The organism is Micromonospora sp. DT44, assembly GCF_049841635.1.
Classification (GTDB): Bacteria; Actinomycetota; Actinomycetes; order Mycobacteriales; family Micromonosporaceae; genus Micromonospora.
The window spans coordinates 123,378-138,412 of record NZ_JBNCKS010000002.1 but is presented as its reverse complement, the minus strand read 5'-3'; the positions used below and the strand labels follow the sequence as shown (position 1 = coordinate 138,412).

Here is a 15,035-nt window from a genome sequence, read left to right as displayed (position 1 = left end):
GGCGGACCCCGGTACGGACGACGACGGGTGTGCCACCTGTTCGGCGCACACCCGTCGGACGCGGTCGCGGGTCAGCCGCCGTCCCCGCCGCCGCTCTGGTTGCCGCTGCCCTCGGTGGACGCCGCCGTCGGCTGCCCGGCCGTGCCGAGGTCGGCCCGCCGTTGGAGGACGCCCTTGCTGAGGTGCGCCTCGATCATGTCGAACAGGACTTCCCGGATCTTGGTGTCGCCGGACTTGACCGCGGTCCCGTCGGCACGGACCACCAGCGCGTACGCCAGGTAGTGGCCGCGGACCTGCCAGCCCACCCGGGCCGGGGCGCTGGTCAGCGCATCGGTGTCGTCGCCGGCGGTGAGGCCCCGGAACCGGCCCTGCCGTTCGTCGAGGATCTGCCGGATCCGGTCCCGGGCCCGCTCGGCGTTGGCCCTGTCGGTCAGGTTGAACAGGCCGGCGGTGACCAGGTGCTCGCCGCCGGGGCTCCGCAGGGTGGCCCGGACGACCTGGTTGCAGCCGAGCCGGACCAGCAGGTCCGCGACCTCGTCCGTGGCGGCGACGGCGCAACTGCCGCTGGACTGGGTCGTGAGCACCTGGTACGCGGGCTGGCCTTCGGCGAGCTTCAGCTCCTTGTCGGGGAAGACTTCCTTCGCGGTGAGCGGCGCCTGGTCGGTGTCCCGCGAGTCGAGGTCCTGCTGCTGCGCGGTGGCGGACGGCGCGGCGTTCGGTTGGAACGTCGGGGTGGACTGTGGCGTCGGATCGCGATCCACCAACAGTGCGGCGGCGCCCATGCCGCAGAGCGCGAGCAGCACGAGAACGGCTGCGCCACCGATCACCACCTGCCAGAGTCGACCACCGCCGCGCCGTTTGGACGCCTCTTTCGGCTGGGCCGAGGTGTAGACCCGGCTGCGGGGAGCAGCCACCGGCGCGGTGACGCGGGGAGCCGGCGGCGGCTGGTTCGACGGCAGCACCAACTGGTTGGGTCGAGGCAGCGACGGCGCGGGGAAACGCGACGGTGAAGGGCCGGCCGGTGGAGGGGGACCGGCGCCGAGCACGTCCAGGTCGGACCCGGGCTCCGGGTCCTCGAATGCGTCCTCTTCGGACTCGTACCGATACACCATGTCGCCCAGAGTAGGAGTTATTGTCCCTTTAGGGGGTAATATCTGGGAAATGTGGGTGTGGGCAGTGTCGTGAGCCGCCCGAGCCGATGCGAGAATTGCCGACGTGACCGGCGACCACTACTTCACCGCGCAGCCCGCCAGCGACGCACCGGCGCGCGAGGTCGAATTCTCCGTCGCCGACCGCGACTACCGACTCGCCTCGGCCGGCGGTGTCTTCTCCGCCAGCCGTCTCGATCCCGGCACCGCCGTACTCCTGCGCAAGGCCGACCTGCCCGCCGCCGACACCACAGGTGACCTGCTCGACCTCGGCTGCGGGTTCGGGCCCATCGCATGCGTCCTGGCCGACCTCGCGCCGACCAGCACCGTCTGGGCCGTCGACGTCAACTCCCGCGCCCGCGACCTCACCGCCGCCAACGCCGCGAGGATCGGCGCCGCCGACCGGGTCCGGGTGAGCGCGCCGGACGACGTACCGGCGGAGGTGACCTTCGCCCAGCTCTGGTCCAACCCGCCCATCCGCGTCGGCAAGGACGAGCTGCACGAGCTGCTGCGGCGCTGGCTGCCCCGGCTCGCCCCGGACGGCGTCGGCTGGTTGGTCGTCGCCCGGCACCTGGGTGGCGACTCGCTGCACCGCTGGCTCGTCGAACAGGGCTGGCAGGTCGAGCGGCACGCCAGCCAGAAGGGCTTCCGGGTGCTGCGGGTCACCCGGTAATTGGATGTCCCTACCGGTCCCGGTTGGGGCAGGATCCCGGCGTGGGATACGTGGACGTCGCAGCGGTCGGGCACACCCTGCCCGACGGTCGGGAACTCTTCGCCGACGTGTCGTTCCGGGTCGGTGAGGGCGCCAAGGTCGCCCTGGTCGGGCCGAACGGCGCCGGCAAGACGACCCTGCTGAGGATGGTCGCCGGTGACCTTCCGGTACGCGCGGGCAGCATCGCGCGGGCCGGCGGGCTGGGCGTGATGAGGCAGTTCATCGGCATGATCGGCGACGAGACGACGCTCGCCGACCTGGCCCTGTCGCTGGCCCCACCGGCGCTTCGCGACGCCGGCCGGCGGCTCGGCGAGACCGAGGCGGCCATGCGGGCGGCCGAGACCCACGGCAAGCTCAGCAACGCCGCGGGCAAGGCCCAGCTGGCGTACGCGGACGCGCTCGGCGCCTGGGGCGAGACCGGCGGGTACGACGCCGAGGTGCTCTTCGACACCGTCGCGACCATCGTGCTCGGTAAGCCGTGGGACGCCGTACGGGACCGTCCGGTACGTACGCTCTCGGGCGGGCAGCAGAAGCGGTTCGCCCTGGAGTTGCTGCTGCGCGGCCCGGACGAGGTGCTGCTGCTCGACGAGCCGGACAACTTCCTCGACGTGCCCGGCAAGCGCTGGCTGGAGGCGCGGCTGCGGGAGTCGACGAAGTCGGTGCTCTACGTCTCGCACGACCGTGAGCTGTTGGCGCAGAGCGCCGACCGCGTGGTCGCCGTCGAGGGCGGCAGCGCCTGGGTGCACCCGGGCGGCTTCGCCAGCTGGTACGAGGCCCGGGTGGCTCGGCACGCCCGCCTCGACGAGCTGCGTCGGCGCTGGGACGAGGAGCACCAGAAGCTGCGCGAGCTGATGCTGATGTACAAGCAGAAGGCCGCGTACAACGACGGGTTGGCCTCGCGGTACCAGGCCGCGCAGACCCGGCTGCGCAAGTTCGAGGAGGCCGGGCCTCCGCCCGTACCCCCCAAGGACCAGGACATCCGGATGCGGCTGACCGGCGGGCGGACCGGCAAGCGCGCGGTCGTCTGCGACCAGCTCGAGCTGGACGGCCTGACCTTCCCCTTCGACCTGGAGATCTGGTACGGCGACCGGGTGGCGGTCCTCGGCGCCAACGGCACCGGCAAGTCGCACTTCCTGCGGCTGCTGGCGCGCGGCGGCACCGATCCGGACCCGGCGAACGGGCCGGTCGACGGCGCGGGCGCGCTCGCGCCGGTGGTGCACGACGGCGTGGCCCGGCTCGGCGCGCGGGTCCGTCCCGGGCACTTCTCCCAGACGCACGACCGACCGGAACTGATGGGGAAGACGCTTGTCGAGATCCTGTGGCGGGGCGACGAGCACCGCCAGGGGCTGGATCGGCACGCGGCGATGGGGGTGCTCAGTCGGTACGAGCTGGCCGGGCAGGGTGACCAGCGCTTCGGCACCCTCTCCGGAGGGCAGCAGGCCCGCTTCCTGGTGCTCCTGCTGGAGCTGTCCGGGGCGACCCTGTTGCTGCTCGACGAACCCACCGACAACCTCGACCTGGACAGCGCGGAAGCCCTCGAAGCGGGTCTGAACGCGTTCGAGGGAACGGTGGTGGCCGTCACGCACGACCGGTGGTTCACCCGATCCTTCGACCGGTTTGTGCTGTTCCGGGGCGACAGCGAGGTTGTGGAGACCCCGAAGCCGGTCTGGGACGTCGGCTGATCGGTCGCCGGGCGGGGGCGCGTCCGGCCGGCATAGGGTGGATCTCGTGAATGAGATGACCTATCGCCGGCTGGGCGACTCCGGACTCGTGGTTTCCGTCGTCGGAATCGGCTGCAACAACTTCGGCCGCAAGCTGGACCTCGACGGCACGCGAGCGGTGGTGGATGCCGCACTGGACGCCGGGATCAACCTGTTCGACACCGCCGACATCTACGGCGAGCCGCAGGGTGGCTCGGAGGAGCTGCTCGGGCAGGCGCTCAAGGGTCGCCGCGACGACGTGGTGGTGGCCACCAAGTTCGGTATGGACATGCACGGCCTCAACGGTCCGGACTTCGGGGCCCGTGGCGCGCGCCGGTACATCGCCCGTGCGGTCGAGGCGTCGCTGCGCCGGCTCGGCACCGACCACATCGACCTGTACCAGATGCACGAGCCCGATGAGGGTACGCCGATCGACGAGACCCTCGCCGCGCTGGACGACCTGGTCCGTGACGGCAAGGTGCGCTACCTGGGCAACTCCAACTTCGCCGGCTGGCAGATCGCCGACGCGGACTGGGTCGCGTCGTCCAACGGCCGGGCCCGCTTCATCAGCGCGCAGAACCACTACAGCCTGCTGGAGCGCTCGGTGGAGACCGAGGTGATCCCGGCGTGTGAGCGGTTCGGCCTCGGCATGCTGCCGTTCTTCCCGCTCGCCAACGGCCTGCTCACCGGCAAGTACAAGCGCAGCGAGCAGCCTCCGGCCGGCAGCCGGCTCTCCGGCGGCGGCCGGTACGCCGACCGGCTCGCGGCGGCCGACTGGGACACCATCGAGGCCATCGAGGCGTACGCGAACGAGCGGGGTCTGACCATGCTCCAGGTGGCGATCGGTGGCCTGGCCGCCCAGCCCGCGGTGACCTCGGTGATCGCCGGCGCCACCAGCGCCGAGCAGGTGCACGCCAACGCCGCCGCCGGCACCTGGGAGCCGAGTGACGAGGACCTGGCGGCCCTGCGCGACATCCTCTGAGCCCGGTGCCGTGCGGGTTCCGTTGCTCGACGGCGCGCCGCGCTTGATCCACTCGCGGTCGGTGAAGTAGGGGTGATCTGTTGCACGGGACGCCCCGACGTCAGGGAAGCCGAGTGGATCACGAGCCGGTCAGACGACGACGGGCCGGGCCGCACACAGCGGCCCGGCCCGGTTGGTGAAACGCCTGTCGGTCAGGTGGTGGTGCGGCGGCGGCCGAACAGCATGGCCACCCCCATCGCCAGGGCGACGACGGCCAGGCCGCCCGCCGCGTACGGCCACCAGTCCGCGCCGCCCGCGCCGTCAGCCGTCCTGGTCACCGCGACCGGCTTCGGCGGGGGCGGAGACTGCGCGGCACGGGCCTGCACCGTTGCGGTGGCCTCACCCGGCAGCGGGGCGGGGGAGTTCACCTTGACCTTCCATGTGCCGGCGGTGAGCACCGGACCGCTGCTGTAGAAGCCCTGCCCCTCGGGCTGCGGCTCCAACTGCACCGGCCCGACCTTCTGCCCGTCCGGGCCGGTGGCGGTGAGGACCAGTCGCACCACCCGGTCCAGCCGACGCCCGTCGGGGTAGGTGGCCTGGATGGTGACCCCCTCGGCGCCGTCGCCGGCCACCACGAGTTTGAGCTTGTCGGCCTGCGCTGCGCGGGCGGGCTGAGCAGCCTGAGCGGCCGCCGGGGCAGCGGCGAACCCCGTCAGGGCCAGTCCGACGAGGACGGCGGCGACCGCCGTGCGGATACGCGTCACGGACGTCTCCTCCCTAATGAGGGAGGCCCCTCCCCGACGCTCCGGCGTCGGGGAGGGGCCTCGATCGGATCAGAGCTGGCGACCGGGTGCCAGCCGGGTGGCGTCGCCACCGAGCCGTCCCGTGCCCTTGACCGGCTCGCCGTCATTGGCCTTGACGCCGGCCTTGCTGGCCGCACCGCCGAGCCGCACGATCATCGCGTCGGCGTCCCGGGTGAGGGTGTCCCGGATCTCGGCCTCGGCCACCAGGGTGGCGTCGGTGGCGAGGTCCCGGAACTGGGTCAGCTGCTTGATCGCCTTGTTGTCGTTGCCGGCCGCCTCGGCCTGGCGGGCCGCGTCGAGCTTGGCGGTCAACTGCTTGTGCGCCTTGGCCGACAACCGCCCCGTCGCCTTGAACCGGTCCAGCAGGAACTGCATGTCCCGGAACGAGGTGGTGACGAAGAACCGGACGTTCGAGGTCGTCTTGTTGCCGGCCTTGTCGGTCGCGGTGACGGTCAGCTCGTGCAGGCCGAGCGACAGCTCGTACATGGCCTGCAGGGTGCCGCTGGCGTACGTGTTGCCGTCGAGCTGGCCGACCACGGACGCGATGCCCGAGGTCGGGTCCACGGCCTGCCAGGACACGCGGACGTCCTGGCTGTCGCCGTAGAGCTGGCCGTCAGCGATACCGGAGACCAGCAGCGTCGGCTTGGTGCCGTCGATCTTCAGGATCGCCGACTTGAGCGTCTCGACGTTGCCCGCCTTGTCGGTGGAGCGGTACAGCAGCTCGTGCTGCCCGTCACCGGTCACCTCGACCGGCGTCGTGTACGGCGTCCACGCGCCACCGTCCAGCGACCACTCGACCGTCTTGACTCCGGAACCGGCGTCGGTCGAGGCCAGCACCACCGGGATCGTCCCGTTGTGCCAGCCCGCGTCGTTCGCCGGGGCGAACGTCGCCGTGGTCACCGGCGCGGTGGCGTCGATCTTGACCGTGACGGTCTTCGTCGACTCCACGTTGCCGGCCTTGTCGGTCGAGCGGAACCGCAGCTCGTGCTCGCCGTCACCGCTGATCGCCACCGGCGCGCTGTACGCCGTCCACGCCGTGGCCCCGTCCAGCTGGTACTCCGTGCTGGCGAGCCCACTGCCGCCGGCCTCGTCGGCGGCGGTCAGGGTGACCGTCACCGGGCCGGTGTACCACCCGTCGGTGGGGGTGCCGGACACCGCCGCGGTGGTGACCGGCGCCTTGTCGTCGGCCACCTTCGTGCTCAACCGGAAGTAGTCGAACGCGGCCGTCTTCGACGCCGTCTGGTTGGCGCCGAGGGTGAAGAGACCCACCTTCGGGGTGGCGCCCACCGCGCTGTTGGTCAGTGCCTCCAGCGTGGTCCAGGTCGTCCCATCGGCCGAGTACGACGCCGTGAAGGTGTCGCCCACCCGGGCCAGGCGCAGGTACCACACCGCCGAGGTGAGGCTCGTCGCCTCCGGCTGCGGGTTCTGCACCGTCCCGGCGATCTCGCTGCGGAACTCGATCCGCCGCGTCACCGCCGAGCCGGCCGTGTTGTCCGCGATGAAGTCGAACTTGACGTAGTTGTCGTCGTCGGCCTGCACGAGCAGACCGGCCTGCTGGTACTGCTCGTTCAGCAGACTGCCGTCGACCTTGGTCTCCAGGGTCCAGTCACCCGAGGGCGCGGTCTGGAGGATGAAGTTCTTCGGCCCGGTGTTGTCGGTGCCGTAGATGTCACCGTTCGGCACGTCGATCCGCAGCGCGCCGTCGGTCACCCGGTAGCCGTTCGGGTCCTCCCGAACGATGGCGTCCCACCGGCACTTGTCCAGCGTGCTGCCGGTGAACTCGTCCGACGGCTCGACCGGGCCGGCCGGAGCGTCCGGCGTGACCACGAACGAATCGAACGCGGCGTCCACCACGGGCGCCTCGGTGCCGCCGTTGAGGGCGAACACCCCGATCCGCGGGTTGGTGATGCCGGCGAGCGCGGCCGGACGGCCGACGGCGGTGAAGGTCTGCCCGTCGCCCGAGGCGGCCGCGGTCAGGTTCGTACCGTCGCTGGTGATCCGCAGGTAAACGGTGTCACCCGCCGGTGCGTTGGTGGCGTCGGCAGCGTCGTTGCGCGGCGTGGCCGCCGTCTCCCGGATGAATTCCACCCGCCGGCTGCCGTTGTAGAGCAGGTCCACCTTGGCGTAGTTGTCGTCGTCGCCGTACACCAGCAGGCCGGCCTGCTGGTAGTTGGCCGTCACCGGGAGGGTGACCTTGGTGGTCATCTCCCAGGCGCCGGTCGGCGCCGGCTGGAGCACCAGGTTGGTGGCGTCGTTGCGGGCGCCGTAGAGGTCACCCACCGCGGTGGGCAGCTTCAGCGCGCCGCCGCTGAGCGAGTAGAGCTGGTTTTCCCGGACCACGGTGGTCCACCGGCTCTTGTCCAGCGTGTTGCCGTTGAAGTCGTCCGAACGCGCCCCGAGGCAGGACGTGTCCGGAGCGTTGACCCGCACCGGCACCGTGGCGTACGACCTGGCGCCCTTGCTGTCGGTCACCGTGAGGGTGGCCGTGAAGGCGCCGATGCTGGTGTACGTGTGGCTGGCGTCCAGGGTGGACGCCGTACCGCCGTCACCGAAGTCCCAGGCGTACGTCAACGGGGTGTCACCCTCGGCGTCGGTGGCCGTGCCGTCGAAGGCGACGGTGACCGGCGCGGTGCCCGTGGTCGGGGTCGCGGTGGCGGTGACCACCGGCGGCCCGTTCTCGGTGACGCCGCGACCGACGAAGTCCATCCAGTTGACGTTGAACAGCGAACCCGTTCCGCCGCTCGGGTCGCGGGCCACGAAGTACAGTCCGCCGCTCGCGGCACCGGTCACCGGCGCGCTCACGTCCGTGTACGTCTGCCACCCGCCGGTCGCCGGAACCGTGGCCGTGGCCACGACCGGTCCGTCGACCGCACCGGCGTGGACCTCGATCCGACCGCCAGCGGCGGCCGAGGCGGCCCGGAACCGGATCTCGGTGATGTTGGTGAGGTTCGCCGGAACGACCGACCACCAGTCGCCGTCCTCGATGAACGCGATGCTCTGACCGCCACCGGCGGTGTCGGTCGCGGCCTCACGCTGCACGCCGGCGTCGCCGCCGCCCGTGCTCACCGGGGTACGCCCGGTAGCCGTGAAGTACTCGGCCTGCTTCTGCTTGGGCTGCAGGATCTCGATCTGCCGGCCGGTGAGCGCGCCGGAACCGCCCGCGCCACCCTTGTCGGTGTAGGTGGCCTCGAAGACCGCGAACACGTTCGCCTCGGCGCCGTGCCCGGAGGCGAGCGACGTCTGGACGGTGCCGGTGCAGCCGGTGTGCTGCTCCAGCGGGTGGGCGTGCTCGTCGTGACCGAGCAGCACCTGGAGGTTCACCTTGGTGCAGTCGATCTGGCCGTCCTCGGGGTCGGTCACCTTGACCGTGTAGCGGACCTGGTCACCCCAGTTGAAGAAGCCACCGTCCGGCGGGAACTCGATGGTCACCGTCGGCGCCGTGTTGCCCACGGTGACCGGTACGTTGGCCACCGCAGTACGGCCCTTCGGGTTGGTCACGGTGAGCTGGGCGGTGTAGTTGCCCGCCGTGGCGTACGTGTGCGTCGGGTTGGCCTCGGTGGAGGTCTGCCCGTCGCCGAACGCCCAGGCGTAGGTGAGCGTGCCACCGTCCGGGTCCCGGGAGCCGGCGCTGGAGAACTCCACCGTCAACGGGGCCGGACCCGAGGTCGGGTTGGCGGCCGCCGCCGCGATCGGCGCACGGTCACCGGCGGTGTAGTCGATCCGGTAGACCCCGGAGTTGTCGTTGTTGCCGCCGAAGCCGCTGCCCCACTCGATCAGGTACAGCGCGCCGTCCGGACCGAACTCGAAGTCCATCGGCCGGATCATCGACATGCCGGGGAGCAACTGGTTGATGTCCACCAACGACTTGCCGTCGGCGGTCATCTGCATCGTGTACATCTTGTTCTGGTTCCACTCGCCCAGCAGCGCCTTGCCGTCGAAGTAGGCCGGCCACTTGCGGGTCGAGTTGAGGTTGGCGTCGTACCGGTAGGCCGGGCCGCCCATCGGGGCGCCACCGCCACCGATCTCCGGGTACCGCGCGTCACCGGCGTAGCCGTAGTCGACGGTGGCCGGGACGACCGGCGGGAGGTTGGTCAGGCCCGTGTTGTTGGGCGAGTTGTTGACCGGAGCGGCGCAGTCGAACTTCGGGCCGCTCGGGCCGGACGGGAACGTGTAGTCGTTGTACGCCTCGTTCGTGCCCGTGCAGTACGGCCAGCCGTAGTTGCCGGGGGTCACGACGTTCCACTCGACCAGACCGCGCGGGCCCCGGTCCGGGTTGTTCGCGTTGGCGTCCGGCCCGTAGTCACCGACGTACAGCGTGTCGGTCTTCGGGTCGGTGCCGATCCGGAACGGGTTGCGGAAGCCCATCGCGTAGATCTCGGGACGGGTCTTCTCGGTGCCCGCCGCGAAGAGGTTGCCGGACGGAACCGTGTACGTCCCGTTGTCCTCCGGGTGGATCCGGAGCACCTTGCCGCGCAGGTCGTTCGTGTTGGCCGACGTGCGCTGCGAGTCGTAGTCCTGGCGTCCCGGACGCTCGTCGAGCGGCGCGTACGCGTTCGACTCGAACGGGTTGGTGTTGTCACCGGTGGCCAGGTAGAGGTTGCCGGCGCTGTCGAAGGTCATGCTGCCGCCCGCGTGGCAGCAGGTGTTGCGCTGGGTGTCGACCCGCAGCACCTGCTTCTCGCTCGCCAGGTCGATGGTGTCCCCGGTCACGGTGAACCGGGACAGCAGGTTCCGCGTGACGTTGTCGTTCGGGGCGTAGTACAGGTACACCCACTTGTTGGTGGCGAAGTCCGGGTCGAGCCGGATGCCGATCAGGCCGTCCTCGTTGCCGGTGAAGACGTCCAGGTCGACGGCGGTGACGGTGTTGCCGGTGTCCGGCTTGATGATCTGCACCCGACCGTCGCGCTCGATGTAGAAGACCCGCCCGTCGGGGGCGATGTCCAGCTCCATCGGGTTGCTGGTGTTGCTGTCCAGCGTGACCTTCTCGAAGTTGGAGGTCTTCGACGCGCCGCAGTCGGCGTCGACCACGCCGGCCGCCGTCTGGATGCCGCCGAGCAGGTGATTGAGGAACTCGGGCTCGGCGTACGACTCACGGGTGTGCCCGCCGCCGGTGTACCAGGAGCGGCCACCGTCGAAGTCCTGGCACCACGCCGTCGGGTGGTCGGCGCCCATCGCGCCGGCGCCCGGGGTGTAGCTCTTCTCGTCCAGGCTGGCCAGGACGTGCACGTCCGACCGGGGGTTGGTCTGGAAGTTGTACCACTCGTCGAACCGGGACCAGCGTTCCGGCAGTCCGGCGGTGGACGGGTGGGCCGAGTCCTCCACCTTGACGGTGGCCTGCTGGTTCTGCGGGTGGTTGGCGAAGTACGCGCCGACCAGGTCGCCGTACCAGGCCCAGCTGTACTCGGTGTCCGAGGCGGCGTGGACGCCGACGTAACCGCCGCCGGCCTTCACGTACCGCTCGAAGGCCGCCTGCTGGTCGGCGTTGAGAACGTCGCCGGTGGTGGAGAGCCAGATCACGGCCTTGTACTTGGCGAGGTTGGCGTCGCTGAACGCGGCACCGTCCTCGGTGGTGTCCACCGTGAAGCCGTTGGTGGCGCCGAGCTGCTGGATGGCCGCGATGCCGGTGGGGATGGCGTCGTGCCGGAAGCCGGCGGTCTTCGAGAAGATCAGGACGGAGTAGGGGTCGGCCGCTGCGGCCTTCGGCGCCTTCGGCACCGCCTGGGAGAGCGGAGCCGCGACAGGCACGTCTCGCGCGGGGATCTGCGCTCCGGTCGGAGCCGCCTGCGCCGGGGACCCGATGAGGGCCGTCGACGTCAGCGCGAGGGACAACAGGGTAGCGGTGAGTGGTAAACGGGCACGACGAGAACGGGACACGCCGCCTCCAATGTCGCGGTGGACAGGGATCGCGGGGCCGGCTCGCCGAAGACCGTCCCAGATGGAGCCGGTGGGGACGCCGTGCCAGGGCGTCCACGCCGGCATTTTGTCGAATCGCTGAACAAATTAGTTCTGCTGCATCGATGTCCGGCAAGATGCCGGCGGGTAACGGTTCTGCAACGGCAGGCGACATTCCGAACAGGACAGGAGAAAGCACCCCGATCGATGCGCCCCCACGGGACCGATGACCCACCCTTGGCAGAGGAGGCCGATCTGTCGTACGGTGACACGCAAGTAACCCACGGGAGCCCGGTGTACCGGGCTGAGAGGGGGGCTGACAGCCCCCGACCGTCGAACCTGATCCGGATAATGCCGGCGCAGGGAGGAGCGTTGCCGTGCCGTCCCTTGGGCGACTGCATCTGATCACCGACACCCGACCCGGGCGCGATCCCCTCACCGTGGTCCGGGCCGCCCTCGCGGCGGCCCACGCCGACCTCGTCGTGCAGGTCCGGGTCCAGGACTCCGCCACCGACCGCGAGGCGTACGACCTGGCCGCCCGGGTGCTCGCGCTGTGCACGCCGTACGGGGCGACGTGCCTGGTCAACGACCGACTGCACGTGGCGCTGGCGGTCGGCGCCGCCGGTGGACACGTCGGCGCCGACGACCTGCCGGTCGCCGCGGCCCGGCACGTGCTCGGCCCCACCGGCGTGCTCGGCGTCACCGCCCGCGAGCCGCGCGGCGCGGTCGAGGCGGTCGTCGCCGGGGCCACCTACCTCGGCGTCGGCCCGTGCCACGCCACCAGCACCAAGGCCGGCCTGCCCGACCCCATCGGGTCCGTCGGGGTACGCGACGTCGTCGACGCCGTCGACGTGCCGGTCATCGCGATCGGGGGAGTGACCGCCGACCGGGTGCCGGCGCTGCGCGCCGCCGGGGCGTACGGGGTGGCCGTCGTCGGGGCGGTCTCCTCGGCCGCCGATCCCGGGCGGGCGACCACCGACCTGCTGCGGGCGCTGGCGTGACCCGCGCCGACGTGGCGGTGGTGGGCGCGGGCCCGATCGGGCTGGCGATCGCGTGGCGCTGTGCCACCCGTGGACTGCGCGTCGAGGTGCACGACCCGACGCCCGGGTCGGGGGCGTCGGCCGTCGCCGCCGGGATGCTCTCCCCGGTCGCCGAGGCGTACTTCGGGGAACGGCGACTGACCGAGCTGCTGGTGGCCTCCGCCGCGCGTTGGCCCGCGTTCGCCGCCGAGCTGACCGAGGCCAGCGACGCCACGATCGGCTACCGGACCGAGGGCACCCTGATGGTCGGGCTCACCGGCGACGACCTGGCCGAGGCCCGCCGGCTGTGGGCGTACCAACAGGGTCTGGATCTGCCGGTGACGCCGCTGCGCCCCAGTGAGCTGCGCGACCGCGAGCCGGCGCTCGCGCCCCGGGTGCGCGGCGGCGCGCTCGCGCCCACCGACCACCAGGTCGATCCCCGGCTGCTGGTGCCGGCGCTGCGCACGGCCGCGCGGCGGGCCGGCGCGGCGTTCGTGCCGCGACCGGTCCGGCGGTTGTCCGATGTGGAGGCCGGAGTCACCGTGGTCGCGGCCGGTTGCGGCGCCGCCGCCCTCACCGGCCTGCCCGTGCGGCCGGTGAAGGGCCAGATCCTCCGGCTGCGCGCGCCCGGCGGCGTCGCGCCGGGCTTCCGGCACGTGATCCGGGGGTACGCCGACGGCGAGCACGTCTACCTGGTGCCCCGCGCCGACGGCGAGGTGGTGCTCGGCGCGACGGTCGAGGAGCGGTCCGACAACACCGTCACCGCCGGCGCGGTGCAGCGGCTGCTGCGCGCCGGTGTCGACCTGCTGCCCGAGCTGACCGAGTACGACCTGGTAGAGGCCGTCGCCGGTCTACGCCCCGGTACCCCGGACAACGCGCCGATCCTCGGGCCGCTGCCCGGCCGGCCGGACGTGCTGGCCGCCGCCGGGCACCACCGGCACGGCATCGTCCTGACCCCGGTCACCGCCGAGGCGATCACCGAACTGGTGCTCACCGGAACGCCCGACCCGCTGCTCACCGGCTTCGGCGCCGACCGGTTCGCCGGCCGGTTCGCCGGCCCGAGAAGCAGTTGCGAGGAGGAGTGATGGAGCTGACGGTGAACGGGGCCGGGCGCAGCGTCCCCGGCGGCGCGTCGGTGGCCGACCTGGTCCAGGACGTCGCGCCGCACCAGCGTGGCGTCGCGGTCGCGGTCAACGGCGAGGTGGTGCCCCGGGCCGGCTGGCCGGGCACGGAGCTGCGCGACGGCGACCAGGTCGAGGTGCTCACCGCCGCGCAGGGCGGGTGAGCGGCGTGCCGTTCGAACTGGGTGGGGAGACGTTCGACTCGCGGTTGATCCTCGGCACCGGCGGGGCCGCGAACCTGCATGTGCTGGAACAGGCGATCCGCGCGTCCGGCACGGAACTGGTCACGCTGGCGCTGCGCCGGGTGGACACCGCGCCGGGCACCGGAGGCGGGCTGCTGGACCTGTTGGACCGGTGCGGCGTACGGCTGTTGCCGAACACCGCCGGCTGCCACACCGCGACCGAGGCGGTGAAGGTGGCCCGGCTGGCGCGCGACGCGTTCGACACCGACTGGGTGAAGTTGGAGGTGATCGGCGACGAGCGGACGCTGCTGCCCGACGGGGTGGAGCTGCTCCGCGCCGCCGAGGAACTCGTCGCCGACGGTTTCACGGTGCTGCCGTACACCAGTGACGACCCGGTGCTCGCCCGCCGCCTCGCCGACGTGGGCTGCGCCGCGGTGATGCCCGCCGGGGCGCCGATCGGCTCGGGACTCGGCATCGGCAACCCCCACCACATCCGGCTGATCCGGCAGAGCGTGGACGTGCCGGTGATCCTCGACGCCGGCATCGGCACCGCCTCCGACGCGGCGCTCGCCATGGAGCTGGGCTGCGACGCCGTCCTGCTGGCCAGCGCGGTCACCCGGGCCGCCGACCCGGTGGCGATGGCCACGGCGATGCGGTACGCCGTCGAGGCCGGCCGCCTCGCGGCGGGCGCGGGCCGGATCGCCCGGCGCTTCCATGCCCTCGCGTCCACCCCCGACGAGGGAAGACCGGACCTGTGACGGGGCCGCCACCGTCGGGCGTCGTCCTGTTGACCGATCGGCTGGTCGCCAGGAGCGGTCTCGAACGGGTCGTGGCGGGGGCGGTCGCCGGGGGAGTGCGCTGGGTCGTGCTGCGGGAGAAGGACCTGCCCCGCGCCGAGCGCGCCGCCCTCGCCGTCGAGCTACGCGCGATCCTCGCCGACGCCGGCGGGACCCTCATCGTGGCCGGCCCCGACCCGCTGGGCGGCGACGCCGTCCACCTGCCGTCCGCCGGCCCGTACCCGCCGCCACGCCACCGTCTGGTCGGCCGCTCCTGCCACAACGAAACCGAACTGAACCGCCTCACCACCGAGCACTACGCCACCCTCTCCCCAATCTGGCCCACCAGAACCAAACCCGGCTACGGCCCACCCCTACAAGCAACGGGCCTGCAAAACCTGATCGAGATCAGCCCAATACCCGTCCTGGCCCTAGGGGGAGTCGAGACACCAGAACAGGTAACCGCCTGCGTGCAGGCAGGAGCCGCAGGAGTAGCCGTCCTAGGCGCCCTCATGCGAGCCGAAAACCCATCCGCAGTCGCCCAACTGATGACCAGCGCTTTTCAAGAGGCGGTCACCCAGAAGGTCCGAGCAAGCCGGCACGGGCGCACGGAGGTCCCCGGGTCAGGGCTGCGGGCGGCCCGGGCCCCCCCCGGGGAAAACCCGACCCCCCCGGGGGGGGCCCGGGGGGCCCCGCCCCCCAACCCCCACCCAAAAGGCAC

Annotated in this window: 10 protein-coding genes, 1 pseudogene and 1 riboswitch; of the genes and pseudogenes, 8 read left to right on the top strand and 3 right to left on the bottom strand. The window is 71.9% G+C overall.

Annotated features, from left to right (window positions below):
• Positions 1 to 71: 71 nt before the first annotated feature.
• A complete protein-coding gene (locus tag ACLQ25_RS01925; RefSeq protein WP_425728494.1) occupies positions 72 to 1,112 on the bottom strand; it encodes a hypothetical protein in 1,041 nt (346 codons plus the stop codon).
• Between the two features lie 103 nt (positions 1,113 to 1,215).
• Here ACLQ25_RS01925 and ACLQ25_RS01920 point away from each other — a divergent pair, with 103 nt between their 5' ends.
• The 3 genes from ACLQ25_RS01920 to ACLQ25_RS01910 are packed head-to-tail and all read left to right on the top strand — an operon-like array spanning position 1,216 to position 4,542.
• On the top strand, positions 1,216 to 1,821 hold the full coding sequence (locus tag ACLQ25_RS01920; RefSeq protein ID WP_425728492.1) for a class I SAM-dependent methyltransferase: 606 nt from the start codon (positions 1,216 to 1,218) through the stop codon (positions 1,819 to 1,821).
• Between the two features lie 41 nt (positions 1,822 to 1,862).
• The gene (locus ACLQ25_RS01915; RefSeq protein ID WP_425728490.1) at positions 1,863 to 3,542 is read left to right on the top strand and encodes an ABC-F family ATP-binding cassette domain-containing protein; all 1,680 of its coding nucleotides are present in this window, start codon (positions 1,863 to 1,865) and stop codon (positions 3,540 to 3,542) included.
• Between the two features lie 37 nt (positions 3,543 to 3,579).
• Positions 3,580 to 4,542 (top strand): aldo/keto reductase, encoded by a 963-nt coding sequence (locus ACLQ25_RS01910; RefSeq protein WP_425728488.1) that lies wholly within the window; start codon positions 3,580 to 3,582, stop codon positions 4,540 to 4,542.
• Positions 4,543 to 4,733: 191 nt separating this feature from the next.
• Here ACLQ25_RS01910 and ACLQ25_RS01905 read toward each other — a convergent pair whose 3' ends face one another.
• A complete protein-coding gene (locus ACLQ25_RS01905; protein WP_425728486.1) occupies positions 4,734 to 5,285 on the bottom strand; it encodes a hypothetical protein in 552 nt (183 codons plus the stop codon).
• Between the two features lie 69 nt (positions 5,286 to 5,354).
• Entirely contained in the window at positions 5,355 to 11,198 is a 5,844-nt protein-coding gene (locus tag ACLQ25_RS01900) for a ThuA domain-containing protein (protein ID WP_425728484.1), read from the bottom strand.
• Between the two features lie 291 nt (positions 11,199 to 11,489).
• Positions 11,490 to 11,599, top strand: a riboswitch (TPP riboswitch).
• Between ACLQ25_RS01900 and thiE the strand changes: the two genes are divergently transcribed.
• The 5 genes and pseudogenes from thiE to ACLQ25_RS01875 all read left to right on the top strand — a co-directional run.
• A complete protein-coding gene (gene thiE / locus ACLQ25_RS01895) occupies positions 11,594 to 12,217 on the top strand; it encodes a thiamine phosphate synthase (protein ID WP_425728482.1) in 624 nt (207 codons plus the stop codon). It overlaps the preceding riboswitch by 6 nt.
• Positions 12,214 to 13,320: a glycine oxidase ThiO gene (thiO, locus tag ACLQ25_RS01890; RefSeq protein WP_425728480.1), complete on the top strand. Its 1,107-nt coding sequence runs from the start codon at positions 12,214 to 12,216 to the stop codon at positions 13,318 to 13,320. Before thiE ends, thiO begins: the two co-directional genes overlap by 4 nt.
• Positions 13,320 to 13,520: a sulfur carrier protein ThiS gene (gene thiS, locus ACLQ25_RS01885; RefSeq protein WP_425728478.1), complete on the top strand. Its 201-nt coding sequence runs from the start codon at positions 13,320 to 13,322 to the stop codon at positions 13,518 to 13,520. Before thiO ends, thiS begins: the two co-directional genes overlap by 1 nt.
• Complete coding sequence (locus ACLQ25_RS01880) at positions 13,517 to 14,296, top strand: thiazole synthase (protein WP_425728476.1); 780 nt, start codon at positions 13,517 to 13,519, stop codon at positions 14,294 to 14,296. Before thiS ends, ACLQ25_RS01880 begins: the two co-directional genes overlap by 4 nt.
• Positions 14,293 to 14,886: pseudogene (locus ACLQ25_RS01875) on the top strand (thiamine phosphate synthase); the annotation flags it as partial. The gene ACLQ25_RS01880 and the pseudogene ACLQ25_RS01875, both read left to right, overlap by 4 nt.
• Between the last annotated feature and the right edge of the window lie 149 nt (positions 14,887 to 15,035).

Bases quoted from the DNA above. Each gene is read 5' to 3' on its own strand.
- ACLQ25_RS01925 (WP_425728494.1), bottom strand. From the start codon at position 1,112: ATGGTGTATCGGTACGAGTCCGAAGAGGACGCATTCGAGGACCCGGAG.
- thiS (WP_425728478.1), top strand. From the start codon at position 13,320: ATGGAGCTGACGGTGAACGGGGCCGGGCGCAGCGTCCCCGGCGGCGCG.